The 16,379-nt window shown below is 63.1% G+C and carries 25 protein-coding genes; all 25 read left to right on the forward strand.

Translation table 11 applies throughout. From position 1 onward, the window contains the following. Positions 1-2: 2 nt before the first annotated feature. The 25 genes from rplP to ACUYV6_RS06275 all read left to right on the forward strand — a co-directional run bounded on the left by rplP (position 3) and on the right by ACUYV6_RS06275 (position 16,310). A complete protein-coding gene (gene rplP, locus ACUYV6_RS06155) occupies positions 3-422 on the forward strand; it encodes a 50S ribosomal protein L16 (protein WP_449277773.1) in 420 nt (139 codons plus the stop codon). Then, on the forward strand, positions 422-736 hold the full coding sequence (gene rpmC, locus ACUYV6_RS06160; RefSeq protein WP_449277774.1) for a 50S ribosomal protein L29: 315 nt from the start codon (positions 422-424) through the stop codon (positions 734-736). Before rplP ends, rpmC begins: the two co-directional genes overlap by 1 nt. 2 nt (positions 737-738) lie before the next feature. After that, on the forward strand, positions 739-1,014 hold the full coding sequence (gene rpsQ, locus ACUYV6_RS06165) for a 30S ribosomal protein S17 (RefSeq protein WP_449277775.1): 276 nt from the start codon (positions 739-741) through the stop codon (positions 1,012-1,014). Positions 1,015-1,045: 31 nt separating this feature from the next. Continuing rightward, complete coding sequence (gene rplN / locus ACUYV6_RS06170; protein WP_449277776.1) at positions 1,046-1,414, forward strand: 50S ribosomal protein L14; 369 nt, start codon at positions 1,046-1,048, stop codon at positions 1,412-1,414. Between the two features lie 3 nt (positions 1,415-1,417). Continuing rightward, positions 1,418-1,780 carry a 50S ribosomal protein L24 gene (rplX, locus tag ACUYV6_RS06175; RefSeq protein WP_449277777.1) on the forward strand — a complete coding sequence of 121 codons (363 nt, stop codon included), beginning with the start codon at positions 1,418-1,420 and terminating at the stop codon, positions 1,778-1,780. Beyond that, positions 1,781-2,341 (forward strand): 50S ribosomal protein L5, encoded by a 561-nt coding sequence (gene rplE, locus ACUYV6_RS06180; RefSeq protein WP_449277778.1) that lies wholly within the window; start codon positions 1,781-1,783, stop codon positions 2,339-2,341. Between the two features lie 116 nt (positions 2,342-2,457). Then, positions 2,458-2,856, forward strand: coding sequence for a 30S ribosomal protein S8 (gene rpsH, locus ACUYV6_RS06185; protein WP_449277779.1), 399 nt, complete (start codon positions 2,458-2,460; stop codon positions 2,854-2,856). Positions 2,857-2,862: 6 nt separating this feature from the next. After that, a complete protein-coding gene (rplF, locus tag ACUYV6_RS06190) occupies positions 2,863-3,399 on the forward strand; it encodes a 50S ribosomal protein L6 (protein ID WP_449277780.1) in 537 nt (178 codons plus the stop codon). 3 nt (positions 3,400-3,402) lie between these two features. Continuing rightward, the gene (gene rplR / locus ACUYV6_RS06195) at positions 3,403-3,777 is read left to right on the forward strand and encodes a 50S ribosomal protein L18 (RefSeq protein WP_449277781.1); all 375 of its coding nucleotides are present in this window, start codon (positions 3,403-3,405) and stop codon (positions 3,775-3,777) included. A 23-nt stretch (positions 3,778-3,800) separates the two neighbouring features. Beyond that, positions 3,801-4,469: a 30S ribosomal protein S5 gene (gene rpsE, locus ACUYV6_RS06200; protein WP_449277782.1), complete on the forward strand. Its 669-nt coding sequence runs from the start codon at positions 3,801-3,803 to the stop codon at positions 4,467-4,469. Beyond that, a complete protein-coding gene (rpmD, locus tag ACUYV6_RS06205; RefSeq protein ID WP_449277783.1) occupies positions 4,469-4,657 on the forward strand; it encodes a 50S ribosomal protein L30 in 189 nt (62 codons plus the stop codon). The genes rpsE and rpmD overlap by 1 nt, the downstream gene beginning before the upstream one ends. Continuing rightward, entirely contained in the window at positions 4,654-5,115 is a 462-nt protein-coding gene (gene rplO, locus ACUYV6_RS06210; protein WP_449277784.1) for a 50S ribosomal protein L15, read from the forward strand. The genes rpmD and rplO overlap by 4 nt, the downstream gene beginning before the upstream one ends. A gap of 204 nt (positions 5,116-5,319) precedes the next feature. Further along, on the forward strand, positions 5,320-6,639 hold the full coding sequence (gene secY / locus ACUYV6_RS06215; RefSeq protein WP_449277785.1) for a preprotein translocase subunit SecY: 1,320 nt from the start codon (positions 5,320-5,322) through the stop codon (positions 6,637-6,639). Continuing rightward, positions 6,636-7,250 carry an adenylate kinase gene (locus tag ACUYV6_RS06220; protein ID WP_449277786.1) on the forward strand — a complete coding sequence of 205 codons (615 nt, stop codon included), beginning with the start codon at positions 6,636-6,638 and terminating at the stop codon, positions 7,248-7,250. Before secY ends, ACUYV6_RS06220 begins: the two co-directional genes overlap by 4 nt. Continuing rightward, positions 7,251-8,090 carry a type I methionyl aminopeptidase gene (gene map / locus ACUYV6_RS06225; protein ID WP_449277787.1) on the forward strand — a complete coding sequence of 280 codons (840 nt, stop codon included), beginning with the start codon at positions 7,251-7,253 and terminating at the stop codon, positions 8,088-8,090. A gap of 139 nt (positions 8,091-8,229) precedes the next feature. Further along, positions 8,230-8,451 (forward strand): translation initiation factor IF-1, encoded by a 222-nt coding sequence (gene infA / locus ACUYV6_RS06230; protein WP_449277788.1) that lies wholly within the window; start codon positions 8,230-8,232, stop codon positions 8,449-8,451. A gap of 69 nt (positions 8,452-8,520) precedes the next feature. Beyond that, positions 8,521-8,637, forward strand: coding sequence for a 50S ribosomal protein L36 (rpmJ, locus tag ACUYV6_RS06235; RefSeq protein ID WP_017885303.1), 117 nt, complete (start codon positions 8,521-8,523; stop codon positions 8,635-8,637). Positions 8,638-8,813: 176 nt separating this feature from the next. Further along, the gene (gene rpsM / locus ACUYV6_RS06240) at positions 8,814-9,182 is read left to right on the forward strand and encodes a 30S ribosomal protein S13 (RefSeq protein ID WP_017885302.1); all 369 of its coding nucleotides are present in this window, start codon (positions 8,814-8,816) and stop codon (positions 9,180-9,182) included. Between the two features lie 53 nt (positions 9,183-9,235). Further along, complete coding sequence (gene rpsK / locus ACUYV6_RS06245) at positions 9,236-9,634, forward strand: 30S ribosomal protein S11 (protein ID WP_449277789.1); 399 nt, start codon at positions 9,236-9,238, stop codon at positions 9,632-9,634. Positions 9,635-9,780: 146 nt separating this feature from the next. Then, positions 9,781-10,767 (forward strand): DNA-directed RNA polymerase subunit alpha, encoded by a 987-nt coding sequence (locus ACUYV6_RS06250; RefSeq protein ID WP_449277790.1) that lies wholly within the window; start codon positions 9,781-9,783, stop codon positions 10,765-10,767. Positions 10,768-10,813: 46 nt separating this feature from the next. Beyond that, entirely contained in the window at positions 10,814-11,311 is a 498-nt protein-coding gene (gene rplQ / locus ACUYV6_RS06255) for a 50S ribosomal protein L17 (RefSeq protein WP_449277791.1), read from the forward strand. A gap of 245 nt (positions 11,312-11,556) precedes the next feature. Continuing rightward, on the forward strand, positions 11,557-13,596 hold the full coding sequence (locus ACUYV6_RS06260; protein ID WP_449277792.1) for an oxidoreductase: 2,040 nt from the start codon (positions 11,557-11,559) through the stop codon (positions 13,594-13,596). Positions 13,597-13,773: 177 nt separating this feature from the next. Continuing rightward, on the forward strand, positions 13,774-14,532 hold the full coding sequence (locus tag ACUYV6_RS06265; protein WP_449277793.1) for an acetoacetate decarboxylase family protein: 759 nt from the start codon (positions 13,774-13,776) through the stop codon (positions 14,530-14,532). Then, a complete protein-coding gene (locus ACUYV6_RS06270) occupies positions 14,532-15,326 on the forward strand; it encodes an SDR family NAD(P)-dependent oxidoreductase (RefSeq protein ID WP_449277794.1) in 795 nt (264 codons plus the stop codon). Before ACUYV6_RS06265 ends, ACUYV6_RS06270 begins: the two co-directional genes overlap by 1 nt. Positions 15,327-15,437: 111 nt before the next feature. Beyond that, the gene (locus ACUYV6_RS06275) at positions 15,438-16,310 is read left to right on the forward strand and encodes a substrate-binding periplasmic protein (protein ID WP_449277795.1); all 873 of its coding nucleotides are present in this window, start codon (positions 15,438-15,440) and stop codon (positions 16,308-16,310) included. The last annotated feature ends 69 nt before the right edge of the window (positions 16,311-16,379 follow it).

Genomic DNA, 16,379 nt, shown 5'->3' on the forward strand with positions numbered 1-16,379 from the left:
GCATGCTGATTCCCCGTCGAGTCAAGTACCGCAAGCAGCATCACCCGGGCCGTAGCGGCCAGTCGAAGGGTGGCACCAAGGTCGTCTTTGGCGAATTTGGCATCCAGGCGCTGAGCCCCGCTTACGTGACCAACCGTCAGATCGAGTCCGCTCGTATCGCCATGACGCGTCACATCAAGCGTGGCGGTAAGGTTTGGATCAACATTTACCCGGACCGCCCCCTGACCAAGAAGCCCGCGGAGACCCGCATGGGTTCCGGTAAGGGCTCCCCGGAGTGGTGGGTGGCCAATGTTAAGCCGGGCCGCGTCCTCTTCGAGGTCGCCGGCGTCGACGAGCAGCTTGCGCGCGAGGCGCTGACCCGCGCGATCCACAAGCTGCCGCTGAAGGCCCGCATCATCAAGCGCGAGGAGGGCGACGCGTAATGGCGATCGGTACCAAGGAACTGGCCATCACCGAACTCGATACCTTCGAGAACGAGCGTCTGGCCGAGGAGCTGAAGAAGGCGAAGACTGAACTCTTCAACCTTCGCTTCCAGTCGGCCACCGGCCAGCTGGAGAGCCACGGCCGCGTCCGTCAGGTGAAGCGCGACATCGCTCGCATCTACACGGTGCTGCGCGAGCGCGAGCTCGGCCTCCGGGCCACACCCGAGACCGAGACTCCGGCCTCGTCCAAGAAGAGCAAGAAGCAGGCGGACGCCGCTAGTGATTCGGCTAAGACCGAAACGAAGGAGGCCTAGGAATGGCTGTTGAGGTCGAGAAGGAACAGCGCGGCTACCGCAAGGCTCGTCGCGGCTACGTCGTCAGCGACAAGATGGACAAGACCATCGTCGTCGAGGTCGAGGATCGCGTGAAGCACCCGCTCTATGGCAAGGTTATGCGCCGCTCGTCCAAGGTGAAGGCTCATGACGAGCAGAACACCGCAGGTATCGGCGATCTCGTGCTCATCCACGAGACCCGGCCGCTGAGCGCCTCGAAGCGCTGGCGCCTGGTCGAGATCCTCGAGAAGGCGAAGTAAGCCTCCGGGCTTACGGAAGAAGGAGTAGCAAGTGATTCAGCAGGAATCCCGACTCAAGGTGGCCGATAACACCGGCGCCAAGCAGTTGCTCACGATTCGCGTGCTCGGGGGGTCGAAGCGCCGTTACGCCGGTCTCGGCGACACCATCGTCGCGACCGTCAAGGACGCGATTCCCGGCGGCAACGTGAAGAAGGGCGACATCGTCAAGGCCGTTGTCGTTCGCACCCGCAAGTCGACCCGTCGTGCCGACGGTTCGTACATCAGCTTCGACGAGAACGCCGCCGTGATTCTGAAGGCCGACGGGGAGCCCCGCGGCACCCGTATCTTTGGGCCGGTCGGCCGTGAGCTTCGCGACAAGAAGTTCATGAAGATCGTCTCGCTCGCACCGGAGGTGATCTAGTCCATGGCTAGCAAGATCAAGAAGGGCGACCTCGTCGAGGTCATCTCGGGCCCGTCCCAGGAGCGCGGCGGATACCGCGGCAAGCAGGGGCATGTCATCGAGGTGCTCACCGATAGCGATCGCGTGATCGTCGAGGGCGTCAACTACGTCACCAAGCACGTGCGTCGCGGCCAGTCGGCACGCGGCAGCGTCGAAGGCGGCATCGAGACCCACGAAGCCCCGATCCACGTGTCGAACGTCGCGATCGTTGATCCCGAGACGAAGAAGCCGACTCGCGTCGGATTCCGTCTCGAGGAGGTCGAGAAGGACGGCGTGACGAAGACCGTTCGCGTGCGCTACGCGAAGACCTCCGGGAAGGACCTCTAAATGACTGAGACCAAGGTTCAGCCTCGCCTCAAGCAGAAGTACCGCGCGGATATCGTGCCCGCTCTGCGCGAGGAGTTCGGCTTCGCGAACGTCAACCAGGTGCCCGGCCTCGTCAAGGTGGTCGTCAACACCGGTGTCGGCGAAGCCGCGCGCGACAGCAAGGTGATCGAGGGCGCGGTCGCCGACCTCGTCAAGATCACCGGTCAGAAGCCCATGGTCACGCGGGCTCGTAAGTCCATCGCGCAGTTCAAGCTCCGCGAAGGTCAGGCCATCGGCGCGCACGTCACCCTTCGCGGTGACCGCGCGTGGGAGTTCCTCGACCGCCTCGTGAACCTGGCGCTGCCCCGTATCCGCGATTTCCGCGGTCTGTCAGATCGACAGTTCGATGGAAACGGCAACTACACCTTCGGTTTGACCGAGCAGAGTGTGTTCCACGAGATCGATCAGGATAAGATCGATCGGGTGCGTGGTTTCGATATCACTGTCGTGACCACCGCGAAGACTGATGACGAAGGCCGTGCGCTGCTTCGCGCGCTCGGATTCCCCTTCAAGTCGGAATAACTGAATAGTCCAAGTGGCAGGGGCGCCTCGGAATCCCGAGGCGCCCTGAGCCGCGTCACCCAGGTCGCCGGTCGTGTAACGGCCGAGCGATACCAGGCGAGAAAGAAGAGTCACTCATGACGATGACTGATCCGGTCGCAGATATGCTGACCCGGCTGCGCAACGCCAACTCTGCGCATCATGACGACGTTTCGCTCCCCGGCTCGAAGCTGAAGGAGCGGATCGCCGAGATCCTCAAGCGCGAGGGCTACATCAAGGATTGGAAGGTCGAGGACGCACGCGTCGGCACGACCCTCACCATGTCCCTGAAGTACGGTCCGAACCGCGAACGCTCGATCGAGGGCATCAAGCGCGTGTCCAAGCCCGGTCTGCGGGTGTACGCACGCTCCGTCGAGATCCCGAGCGTGCTCGGCGGCCTCGGCATTGCCATCCTGTCCACCTCCTCGGGGCTTCTCACCGACCGCGAGGCCGAGCAGAAGGGCGTCGGCGGGGAAGTCCTCGCCTACGTGTGGTAATTCGTCATGTCACGTATTGGAAAGCTTCCCATCACCGTCCCCGGTTCGGTCAACGTCACGATTGACGGCCAGGCGGTCACGGTCAAGGGCCCGAAGGGCGAGCTGTCGCTCGTCGTCGCCGAGCCCATCACCATTGCGCTCGAGGAGGGCGAGATTCAGGTCTCGCGCCCCGATGACGAGCGCGACTCCCGAGCGTTGCACGGTCTGACCCGCACGCTCATCAACAACAACATCATCGGTGTGACCGAGGGCTACTCGAAGGAGCTCGAGGTTGTCGGCACCGGCTACCGTGTGCAGCAGAAGGGAACCGGCCTCGAGCTGGCTCTCGGCTTCTCGCACCCGGTGAGCTACGAGGCCCCTGAGGGCATCACGCTCGAGGTCGAGGGCGCCAACAAGATCACCGTTCGCGGAATCGACAAGCAGGCGGTCGGCGAGGCCGCCGCGAACATTCGCAAGCTGAAGAAGCCGGAGCCCTACAAGGGCAAGGGCATTCGCTACGCGGGTGAGAACGTCCGCCGCAAGGCAGGAAAGGCTGGTAAGTAAGCGATGGCCGCATCAGTGTCACGTGCCAAGGGCCGTTCGGCAGCGCGCATCCGCCGCCACGCCCGTCTGCGCAAGAAGATTGTCGGTACGGAGGCTCGTCCCCGTCTCGTCGTGACTCGTTCCACGCGTCACGTCTTCGTCCAGATCATCGACGATGCCAAGGGCCTCACCGTGGCCTCGGCGTCGACGATGGAAGCGGATCTGCGTTCGCTCGAGGGCGATAAGTCCTCGAAGGCGCGCAAGGTCGGCGAACTCGTCGCGGAGCGCGCGAAGAGCGCGGGCGTCGAGGCTGTTGTATTCGATCGCGGCGGCAGCAAGTACGCCGGCCGCGTCGCAGCCGTCGCCGACGGCGCTCGCGAAGGGGGACTTGCCCTGTGAGCAACGAAACGAAGGAGCAGGAAGTGTCTGCTGAGACTCAGACCACCGAGGCCCCGGCTCAGGATCACCGCAACGAACCCCGCGAGCAGCGTCGTGGCAGCCGCGACCGTGGTACCCGCGGTGAGCGCGGCGGCCGCGATCGTTCGGAGAGCCAGTTCCTCGAGCGCGTCGTCACCATCAACCGCGTCTCGAAGGTCGTCAAGGGCGGCCGTCGCTTCAGCTTCACCGCGCTCGTCGTGGTGGGCGATGGCAACGGCACCGTCGGTGTCGGCTACGGCAAGGCGAAGGAGGTGCCCCTCGCGATCTCCAAGGGTGTCGAGGAGGCGAAGAAGAACTTCTTCCGCGTGCCGCGCATCGGCAACACCATCCCGCACCCGGTGCAGGGTGAGGCCGCTGCAGGCGTTGTCCTGCTGCGCCCCGCTGCTGCCGGTACCGGTGTTATCGCCGGTGGCCCCGTGCGCGCCGTACTCGAGTGCGCCGGCATCCACGACGTTCTGAGCAAGTCGCTCGGCTCGTCGAACACTCTGAACATCGTGCACGCGACTGTCGAGGCGCTGCAGCAGCTCGAGGAGCCCCGCTCCGTTGCAGCTCGCCGCGGCCTCGATTTCGACCGCGTCGCTCCGGCCCGCATTGTGCGTGCCGAGGCGAAGGCCGCGGCCGACGCTGCAGCCAAGGCGAAGGCAGGTGCGTAATGAGCAAGTCTCTGAAGATTACGCAGACGAAGTCCGTCATCAGTGAGAAGCAGAACCAGCGCGACACGCTGCGCAGCCTGGGCCTCCGCAAGATCGGTCAGTCGGTCGTGCGCGAGGACTCGCAGGCGAACCGCGGCTACATCCGCGCGGTTGCTCACCTGGTAGAGGTTGAGGAGATCGACGCATGAGCGAGAACAACGAGGAGCGCCAGCCGGTGCTGAAGGCTCACCACCTTCGCCCCGCGCCGGGCTCGAAGACCGCCAAGACCCGCGTGGGTCGCGGCGAGGGCTCGAAGGGAAAGACTGCCGGACGCGGTACCAAGGGCACCAAGGCTCGGTACCAGGTTCGCGCCGGCTTCGAGGGCGGGCAGATGCCTCTGCACATGCGCACTCCGAAGCTGCGCGGGTTCAAGAACCCGTTCCGCACCGAGTACCAGGTCGTCAATGTGGCTAAGCTCGCCGAGCTGTACCCGCAGGGCGGCGAGGTCACGGTCGAGGATCTCGTGGCAAAGGGCGCAGTGCGCAAGAACCAGCCCGTCAAGGTGCTGGGCGACGGTGACCTGCAGGTCAAGCTGAGCGTCGCGGTAGACAAGGTCTCCGCGGCTGCAGAGCAGAAGATCGTCGCCGCAGGCGGCGAGATCAAGTAGCGCGTTCGACGTGCAGCCCTGAGACGGGGGCCGGGGGAGTAGCTGCTTCACAGCAGACTCAACTGGCCCCCGTCTTCGCTGTATGGGCCGCACGCAACGAAAATTTGCGCTCAAAGTTCAGATGATCAGGGGTCGGCGTGTAGGCTGGGTTCTCGGTCAGCGCGTATCGCGCAGCCCTTCAATGTAGCCTTCAGGAGGCAGATTTTGTTCAGCGCCATCGGACGGATCTTCAAAACGCCCGATTTGCGGCGGAAGATCCTCTTCACGCTTGCGATCGTAGCGTTGTTCCGGCTCGGTTCATTCGTGCCGGGGCCCTTCGTGAACTACAACAACGTGCAAGCGTGTCTGGTCGCGAATCAGGGCACCTCCGGGTTGTACGAGATGATCAACCTCTTCAGCGGCGGCGCGCTGCTGCAGCTCTCGATCTTCGCCTTGGGCATCATGCCGTACATCACGGCCTCGATCATCACCCAGCTGTTGCGTGTGGTGATTCCGCACTTCGAGACGCTGCATAAAGAAGGCCAGGCCGGCCAGGCGAAACTCACGCAGTACACCCGCTACCTGACGATCGCCCTCGCGGTGCTGCAGGCGACCACGCTCGTCACTGTCGCCCGTTCGGGCATGCTCTTCGGCGCATCCGCCAACTCTGCCTGCCAGAACCTCATCTCGCAGGAATGGTGGGCGATCCTCGTGCTCATCCTCACCATGACCGCCGGTACCGGCCTCATCATGTGGTTCGGCGAGCTCATCACCGAGCGCGGTATCGGCAACGGCATGTCGCTGTTGATCTTCACGTCGATCGCCGCGACCTTCCCCGGTGCGCTCTGGATCATCAAGGAGACCAACGGCTGGGAGGTCTTCGCCCTCGTACTGGCCGTCGGCCTGGTCGTCGTCACCGCGGTCGTATTCGTGGAGCAGTCGCAGCGTCGCATCCCGGTGCAGTACGCGAAGCGAGTCGTCGGACGCCGCACCTACGGCGGATCCAGCACCTACATCCCGATCAAGGTCAACATGGCCGGTGTGATCCCCGTGATCTTCGCGTCGGCGATCCTGTACCTGCCCATGCTGCTTGCGCAGTTCAACCAGCCCGGCGTCGGTGAAGAACCGAAGCCGTGGGTCGTCTGGATCTCGAACAACCTCGTCCAGGGCGATCAGCCGCTCTACATGCTGGTCTTCTTCCTGTTGACGATCGGCTTCACCTTCTTCTACGTGCAGATCACCTTCAACCCTGAAGAGGTCGCCGACAACATGAAGAAGTACGGTGGATTCGTGCCGGGCATCCGTGCAGGCCGTCCGACCGCCGAGTACTTGAACTACGTGCTCAACCGCATCACCAGCGCCGGCTCGCTCTACCTCGGTGTCATCGCGCTGATCCCGCTGATCGCGCTGTCGTTCTTCGGCGCGAACCAGAACTTCCCGTTCGGCGGAGCTTCGATTCTGATCATCGTCGGTGTCGGACTCGAAACCGTGAAGCAGATTGACGCGCAGTTGCAGCAGCGCCACTACGAAGGACTCCTCAAATGACCACCGACCGCTCCGACGCTGCAGGCGTCGCTACACGACTGCTCATCATCGGCCCTCCGGGGGCGGGCAAGGGTACCCAAGCCAATCGAATCGCCGAGCGCTACGGCATCCCGGCGATCTCAACGGGTGACATCTTCCGTGCCAACATCAAGGGCGGCACCGAGCTCGGTCAGCGCGTCCAGGCGATCATCGAGCGGGGTGAGCTCGTACCGGATTCGCTCACCAACGAGATCGTCGAGGATCGCCTGGCCCAGTCGGACGCGGCATCGGGCTTCCTGCTCGACGGCTACCCGCGCACGGTCGAGCAGGTGCACGCGCTCGACGCGATGCTCGCACCGTCGGGCGGCGGACTCGATGCCGTGGTACTGCTGGACGCGGACACGGATGAGGTCGTTGCGCGCCTGCTCAAGCGTGCCGAGATCGAAGGGCGAGCAGACGACACCGAAGAGGTGATTCGTCATCGCCAGGAGGTCTACACCGAGCAGACGGCTCCGCTCATCGCACTGTTCACCGAACGCGGCAACCTGCTCGCCGTCGACGGCTTGGGTTCGATCGAAGAGGTCGCCGAGCGCATCGCGGAGGCCCTCGATGCGAAATTGGGCGACCGCTAAATGGCCCGTGGTCTGCTGCGGCGCTCGATTTACAAGTCGCCCGCGCAATTGCGCCTCATGCAGGCGCCCGGTCACGCGACCGGCGCAGCGCTTGCGGCGATGCGCGACGCAGTGCGGGTCGGAATGACCCCGCTCGAACTCGATTCGATCGCCGAAGAGACCATCCGCTCACTCGGGGGAGCACCCAACTTCGCTCTCGAGCCCGGGTACCGGCACACGATCTGCGCCAACGTCAACGAGCACGTGGTCCATGGCATCCCTGACGATCGTCCGCTGCAGCCCGGCGACATCGTCGCCCTCGATGTGGGCGCGATCATCGATGGATGGAACGGTGATGCCGCGATCACCGTCGTGCTGCCTGATCCTGAGCGACCCGACCTCACCGACGCCAACGAGCGCCTCAGCCATGTGACAGAGCAGGCCATGTGGCGGGGCATCGCCCGATTGGCGCGTGCGTCGCACCTCAATGAGGTCGGTGACGCGATCGCCGAGTACGTGCATGCGAATAGCGACTACGGCATTCTCGAGGACTACATCGGTCACGGCATCGGACGGCGCATGCACGAGGATCCGCCCGTCTTCAACTACCCGGTGCAGCGTCGCGGGCCCGAGGTGAAGCCGGGGCTCGTGGTCGCCATCGAACCCATCATCGCCGCAGGCGGTATCGACACGGTCGTTCAGGACGACGACTGGACCGTGACGATGGCGGACGGCTCGATGAGCGCGCAGTGGGAGCACTCAGTGGCCGTGCATCGCGACGGTATCTGGGTGCTGACCGCGGAAGACGGCGGCGCTGCGGGTCTCGAACCGCTCGGCGTCACGCCGGTGCCGATTCCCTGACGCAGTACCTTCGCCTTTACAAACTTTGCCCTGAAGGGTAGAGTTGCTCCTTGGTGCCTTGCGCCCTATTTCGGGGTTCCCGAAATCGGGCAGGCATTCGCACGACCAGCATTCCATTTACTTGAGCGATAGTGAGGCTATGGCGAAGAAAGACGGCGTCATCGAGATCGAGGGCCATGTTCTCGAGGCTCTGCCCAACGCGATGTTCCGCGTTGAGCTGACCAACGGGCACAAGGTACTCGCGCACATCTCGGGCAAGATGCGTCAGCACTACATTCGGATCCTCCCGGAGGACCGGGTGATCGTCGAGCTGACCCCGTACGATCTGACCCGCGGCCGCATCGTCTACCGCTACAAGTAATCCGCTGGGAAGTAACGGCCCGCGGCACCCCGCGGGTACGAGGACAGCGAACCCCCCAAGAGGAACATCATGAAGGTTAAGCCCAGCGTCAAGCCGATCTGCGATCACTGCAAGGTCATCCGTCGCCACGGCCGAGTCATGGTCATCTGCAAGAGCAACCCGCGTCACAAGCAGCGCCAGGGCTAAGGCCCGGCGCGGTTGCGCTCGCAGTACCACTCACAACTCAATATCTGAAATAGCGCATCGAAGAACCTGCGCCCGCATCGGTCGAGCACCGATGAGGATCGCGGGGGACACCTCGGGACGGAGGCCCGAACCCCCGATGCGCGCCATACCTCCACCAGTTACAGAGGAGAGCCACTATGGCACGTCTCGCAGGAGTCGACATCCCGCGCGATAAGCGCGTCGAGATCGCACTGACTTATATCTACGGTGTTGGGCGCACGAGCGCGCTCAAGACCCTCGCCGATACCGGCATCGACGGCAACATCCGAGTGAAGGACCTCACCGACGATCAGCTGGTCGCACTGCGCGATTACATCGAGGGCAACTTCAAGGTCGAGGGTGATCTCCGCCGTGAGGTCGCAGCTGACATCCGCCGCAAGGTCGAGATCGGCAGCTATCAGGGTCTCCGCCACCGCAAGGGCCTGCCCGTGCATGGTCAGCGCACCAAGACGAACGCTCGTACTCGTAAGGGTCCGAAGCGCACCGTCGCCGGCAAGAAGAAGTAATCACCGGTTCATAGCGACCATCCACACAGAGCTTTTCAGGAGAACAATCACTCATGGCTGCACCTAAGACGGCGGCTCGCAAGCCGCGTCGCAAGGACAAGAAGAACGTTGTCGTGGGCCAGGCCCACATCAAGTCGACGTTCAACAACACCATCGTTTCGATCACCGACACCACCGGTGCTGTGATCAGCTGGGCCTCTTCGGGCGGCGTCGGCTTCAAGGGTTCGCGTAAGTCGACCCCGTTCGCCGCTCAGCTCGCCGCTGAGTCGGCTGCGCGCAAGGCGCAGGAGCACGGCATGAAGAAGGTCGACATCTTCGTGAAGGGGCCGGGCTCCGGTCGCGAAACCGCGATCCGTTCGCTGCAGGCCGCCGGTCTCGAGGTCGGGTCGATCACCGACGTGACCCCGCAGACTCACAACGGCTGCCGCCCGCCCAAGCGTCGCCGCGTCTGAGCTTAGGCCGTGCCTCGCATTCCGCGTGGCACGGCGGCCGCCCTCGGGCGGCGGCCCGGGAGCACTCCGCATGCGGAGCCCGGGGCTTCCCCTTTCCACATCACGCACGAGTCATATAGCGGACTCCAGCGAAAGGACCCAATACAGTGCTCATCGCACAGCGACCCTCACTGACTGAAGAATCAATCTCCGAGTACCGTTCGCGTTTCGCCATCGAGCCCCTTGAGCCGGGCTTCGGGTACACGCTCGGCAACTCACTCCGTCGTACCCTGCTCTCGTCGATTCCTGGCGCAGCCGTTACGAGCGTGCGCTTCGAAGGCGTGGCTCACGAGTTCACCACGATCCCCGGTGTGACCGAGGACGTGACCGAGATCATCCTGAACATCAAGGATCTCGTGGTCTCCAGCGAGCACGACGAGCCGATCACCGCCTACCTGCGCAAGACCGGTGCCGGCGAGGTTACCGCCGCTGATATCTCCGCGCCGGCCGGCGTCGAGGTGCACAACCCCGAGCTCGTCATCGCGACGCTCGGAGAGGACGCGCAGTTCGAGCTCGAGCTGACCGTCGAGCGCGGCCGCGGCTACGTCTCCGCCGCTCAGAACCGCAACGAGGACGCCGAGGTCGGCCGGATCCCGGTCGACTCGATCTACTCGCCGGTACTCAAGGTGACCTACCGCGTCGAGGCGACTCGTGCCGGTGAGCGCACCGACTTCGACCGTCTCGTCGTCGATGTCGAGACCAAGCCCGCGATCACCCCGCGCGATGCCATCGCTTCTGCTGGTTCAACGCTGGTCGAGCTGTTCGGCCTCGCCCGCGAGCTGAACACCGCCGCCGAAGGCGTCGAGATCGGCCCCGCACCGGTCGAGACCACGACGGACGGCGAGCTCTCGATCCCGATCGAAGACCTGGATCTCTCCGTGCGCAGCTACAACTGCTTGAAGCGCGAGGGCATCAACACGGTGAGCGAGCTCGTCGCGCTCTCCGAGGCCCAGCTGATGAACATCCGCAACTTCGGTCAGAAGTCGGTCTTCGAGGTGCGCGACAAGCTCACCGAGATGGGGCTGTCCCTCAAGGACGCCGTACCCGGTTTCGACGGTGCGCAGTTCTACAGCTACGAAGACGACAACAACTAAGTCATCGGCCCGTCCGGTTCGATCGCTCATTTCACTGGAGTAAACAATGCCCAAGCCCAACAAGGGTCCCCGCCTCGGAGGCGGTCCCGCGCACGAGCGCCTCATGCTCAACCAGCTCGCCTCGCAGCTGTTCGAGCACAAGCGCATCCAGACCACGGAGACCAAGGCTAAGCGCCTGCAGCCGTTCGCCGAGCGCCTGATCACCTTCGCAAAGCGCGGCGACCTCCACGCCCGCCGCCGCGTCATGCGCCAGATCCTCGACAAGTCGGTCGTTCACGAGCTCTTCACGGAGATCGCGCCCCTCGTCGAGAACCGCGATGGCGGCTACACCCGGATCATCAAGACCGGCTTCCGCAAGGGCGACAACGCCCCCCTGTCGGTCATCGAGCTGGTCCTTGAGCCCGTCAATCCCAAGCCGAAGGCTAAGAAGGAGGCCCCGGCCGCCGAGGAGCCCCAGGCCGAGGAAGCTCCCGCTGAGGAAGCTGCTGAGGCTTCCGAAGCTGCTGAGGAGACCGAGGCCGCTACGGAGGAGAAGGCCGAGTAACGACTCGCCTCACTCGAGGTCAAGGCCCCTGCCGTGCGAAACGCACGGCAGGGGCCTTTTCTCGTTGTGCGGAGGAGGCATCCGGCCAGTCCGCAGTTATGCCAGTGCCCTATCTCGTACATCTCAAAGCGCGATCCATAGGTAAGCGGTTACCGATTACCCTGGAATTGGCGTTGATGGAACCAACGACGGTTCGTATCAGACGCCCTTGATGAATCCCGCCTCTCGAGCATGTGTGGAGCACCGTGACTATCGACCCGCTTTTCCAGACTTTCCAGATCGGCTCTCTGACCCTGCGCAATCGCATCGTGTCGACGTCGCATGAGCCGTCCTATACCGATGATGCGCTGCCAAAGGATCGCTATCGCAGATACCACCTCGAGAAGGCCCGCGGCGGGATCGGGCTGACGATGATCGGAGGTTCCGCCCTCGTCTCGAAGGATTCGCCCGCTGCGTTCGGCAACATCGATATGACGCGAGACGAGGTCGTGCCCTGGCTTCAACGACTCAGCGACGACGTGCACTCCGAGGGCGCCGCAGTGATGATTCAGCTCACCCATCTCGGCTGGAGGTCGAGCAATTTTCAGGGGGACTGGCTCCCACTCGTAGCCCCGAGCCGAGTGAAGGAGCAGGCGCATCGTTCGTTCACAAAGGCGATGGAAGACTGGGACATGGATCGGATCGTAGCTGATTTTGCGTCAGCGGCGCGGCGGGCGGCCGATGGTGGGCTCGACGGTCTTGAGATCATGCACATGGGCCATTTGCTCGACCTGTTCGTGCATGAGGAGATGAACCACCGTGAAGACGAGTACAACGGAGATTTTGAGAATAGCCTGCGCTTTCTGACTCGCGTGGTCGATGCAGTGCGTGAGGCCGTACCCGCCGATTTCGTCATCGGGCTCAAGGCGTCAGTAGACGACTGCGGGTCCGATGAGGATTTGGTGGTCCGCATTGTGAATGAGCTTTCCGAGCACGGCATCCAGTTTCTCAACCTCATTACGGGAAGCATCGACAAAGAGGCCGGTCTGGCTAGGCAGGCGCCGGGCATGGGAACTCCGTCGGCACCGCATCTCGATCTCTCTCGCAGGATCCGCGAACGCATTTCAATCCCGGTCATGCACGCGACCCGCATCGCCGACGTGACTACGGCGAGGCACGCGATCGAGTCGGGTGCGATGGATCTGGTCGGCATGGTCCGGGCGAACATCGCCGACCCCTATCTGCCGATCAAGGCGCAGGAAGGCCGCGAGGACGATATCCGGCCTTGCGTCGGCGCCAATCAGTGCCTCGACAGCATCTACTCCTCGGGGTCGGCCATCTGCGTGCATAACCCAGCGACCGGGCGGGAAGAGACACTCCCTCAGCAGATCGAACCGGCATCGGTTTCGGGAAGGAAGAAGGTCGTCGTCATCGGCTCGGGTCCGGGCGGCCTCGAGGCGGCCCGAGTCTGCGCCGTGCGCGGCCACGAAGTGATCGTCTTGGAGGCTGATACGACCTATGGGGGACAGGTACGTACTGCATCGAGGTCTGAACGTCGGAGAGATCTCATCGGGATTGTGGACTGGCGGTACCAGCAGTGCAAGAAACGGAACGTCGACTTCCGCTTCGGTGTCTATGCGGAAGCCGATGACGTGCTTTCCGAGGAGCCGGACGTCGTGATCGTCGCCACCGGCGGGGTTCCCGATACCGAGATCATCGGCGGTGCCCGCACGCAGATTCATGATGTCTGGGACGTGCTGCAGGATTCTTTGAAGAACAAGCAGAAGGTCATGGTGTTCGACGATCACGGCTTCTACCAGGCCCTCGACGCGGCAGAGCGGCTTGCCCGTAACGGGCAGGAAGTGCTCTTCGTGACACCTGACAGGGCTGTCGGTGCCGATGTCGGGGGGATGAACGGGCCGGCTTACATGGAAGCGTTCTCAGAGTTCGACGTCGAAGTGCGGCTTGGCGAGCGTCTCGTGACCGCCGATAGGGGCGATCGCGGAAATGCAGTAGTGACGCTGCGTAACGAGTACTCCGGCAAGGAGACCGAGGTGGCCGTCGATGCGGTGGTCGTCGACCGCGGGGTGATTCCAAACGAAGATCTGTACTTCGAACTCAAGGAGCACTCGAAGAACCGCGGCGAAGTCGACTATGACGCATTCGTCCAAGGCGCATCACAGGAGCGAACGACGGGCAATCACCCGGAGGGTGCCTTCCAGCTCTTTCGTGTGGGGGATGCAGTCACGTCCCGGAACATCCACGCTGCAATTCTCGATGCACTGCGACTCGGGCTCGGTGTCTGAACACGCTGGACTCGACCTCTGTCGGACCGCTCGCATTGGAATTGCTATCGGAACGATAGGAGTTTGAACTTAGACACCGACAACCCTCCGGTGATGAACTTTGACACAGGCCGATGAAGACCGGACGGACGCGATGCCCTGCCACGTTGCTCCGTCTCCGAATCACAAGGAAGTGACATGAAACCGTATGACCCCAAGACCTTCTTCAGGTTCCTCGGGTTCGATCCCGGCGACCAGGAGTACGCGTGCCCTGACCTCGCGACCCTGAACGTCTACTGCCGAGGTGATCGCGAGCAGCTCGCTGCACTCATCGGAGTGACGCCGTTCGAATTGACGAGCGACATCTTTCAGTTGACGGTCGCCGATTTTGCGAATTGCACGATGACGCAAGGCCGCTACTTCGACGGGGGGCTGATCCTGCCGGTCTCCTACCGTGAGCACGTCGGCGGATCCTACTTCTTCGAGTTCGAGGATGAGCACTGGAGCACCGCGGCAGGCCGGGAACTCTGGGGGTACCCGAAACGCTACGCGAAATTCTCGATGGACGTGGCTGAGGGTTCGGCACGAGCCAGCATCTGGGACTACGAGACTCCGATCTTGGACCTGTCCGTGAACTTTGATGAGACGCGGTCAGCAGATGCCTGGGCCGACGTCGTGCTCGCACCGACGATCCAGGTTCGCGCCGTTCCCGAGGTCAACGGACCGTCCTTCTCGCTCTTTGACATCTCAATGCGCAACACTGCGGCGAACTTCCGACTCAAGGAGCGTCGAGTTGGTTCGGCCACGGCAACTATCGGCAAGATCGATGTCGGATCGAGCCTGCTCGGAGGCCGAGAGCTCCAAATTCTGGAGGTACTCGGTGGCGAGTACGTCGTGGGCGACTTCCTTGCGACTCGTGAGAACGGCACCCCCGTAGTTCTGGACTCTCTCGTCTGATGGACGGAGCGAAGAAGATGACGTTGCGCTCCATGTTCGGCCTGGCCGGGCAGACCGCATTGATCACTGGCGCGGCCGGCGGCCTGGGCCGGGCACACGCACGCGCTCTCGGCGTAGCCGGAGCCCGGCTGATTCTTGCGGACCGCGATGAGGAGAGTAGCGAAGACGCGGCTACCGCCCTGCGAGAAGAAGGGTTCGATGCTGAGGGCCTGCGGATGAACGTTCTCGACCTGGCGCAGATTGACCTCGCCTTCACGGAGCTCGACGCCCGTGATCGTGCTCCTTCGATCGTGGTCAATAATGCCGGCGTATCGATTCCTCACGATGCCCTGGAAGCATCTCCGCAGGAGTTTGATCTCACTTTTGGAGTCAATGCCCGAGGCGCATACTTCGTCGCGCAGGCTGCGGCGCGACGGATGCGAGAGCGGGGAGCGGGAAGCATCGTCAACATCGCCTCGATCGGTGCCTTCACCGTCGATGGGAGGCAATCGTCGGTCTATGACGCATCCAAAGCAGCCATCGCGCACATGACGACGAATATGGCGTACGAATGGGCACCGTACGGGATCCGGGTCAACACGATTGCGCCGGGCTACATCCATACGGCTATGACCACGCAGTTCCTGCAGGACCGGTCCATCGAGCAAGAAGTCGTGGACACTCGGATTCCGCTGGGGCGAATCGGTGAGCCCCATGACCTCTCCGGCGCGCTGGTGTACCTTTGCTCGCCTTCGGCGGCGTGGGTGACGGGCCAAGCCATCGTCGTCGACGGAGGGTGGATGTCGAACTACTGAATCGCACCGCTGAGAAGCGGACGAATATCGCTCGGAGGAGTTCGTGCCTGGACTCGGAAACACGGACTCCGCACTGACCACAGAATGAATACACATGAAGGAGGACACCTCATGTCCCTCAACACACGCAATGTTCGCCGCCTACTGGCTCTTGGCGGGGTCGCGACTATCGCCGCAACAGGTTTGGCCGCCTGTTCTTCTGCCGGAGGAGAGGACGGCGCCGGAGGAGAGGAATGCAGCCCGGCGCACGAGTTCGAGACTCTCAATGAAGGGGTTCTTGCAGTATCGACTTACGACATCCCGCCATATGTGGTCATCGAGGAGGATGGCACGCTGAGCGGTTGGGAGGGTGAACTGATCTCCAAGTTCGCCGAGGAGAACTGCCTCTCACTGGAGGTTTCGGCCGCGGGCGGGGCCGGTGCCGTGGTCCCATCGGTCGAGACCGGCCGAGCCGACGTCGGCATCGGCGCCTGGTACCGTACGGAGGCTCGGGCAGAGATTGTACGACTCAGCTACCCGACATCACTCGACCGCAGCGGCATCGTATCTCTGGAAGGACTCTCGTCCGAGGATCTCGATGGGCACAAGGTCGGGTCCCAGTCAGGCAACTTGTGGAACGACAGCTTGCAGAAGAAGCTCGGTGATGACTTCGCGGTCTACCAAGACACGGAGGCCGAGTTCAGCGATCTGTCCGCGGGTCGCATTGATGCCGTCATCGAGACGCTGGCCGCGATTTCCACCCGTCTCGATTCGAAGCCCATCGAAGGCGTTGAGGTTGTGCCCGTGGAACCTATCGATGGGGTGCCGGAATTCGATCGTCCAGGCCAGACGACAATGCTGACAGCACTCGACAATGAGTCGATCGGTGAGGCTCTCGATGCCTCCATCGAGGCGTGGCACGAGGACGGAAGCATAGCCGAGCTGTTCGATAAGTACGGGCTGGATCCGGAATCGACCGAGATCGAGGAAGTCTGGAACCTCTAACCCGATGAGAACAGGTGCAGGGCCTGCGCTCCCGAGCGCAGGCCCTGCACCTGTGAGGTCATTGCTTGC

This window comes from Leucobacter sp. GX24907 (assembly GCF_053567335.1).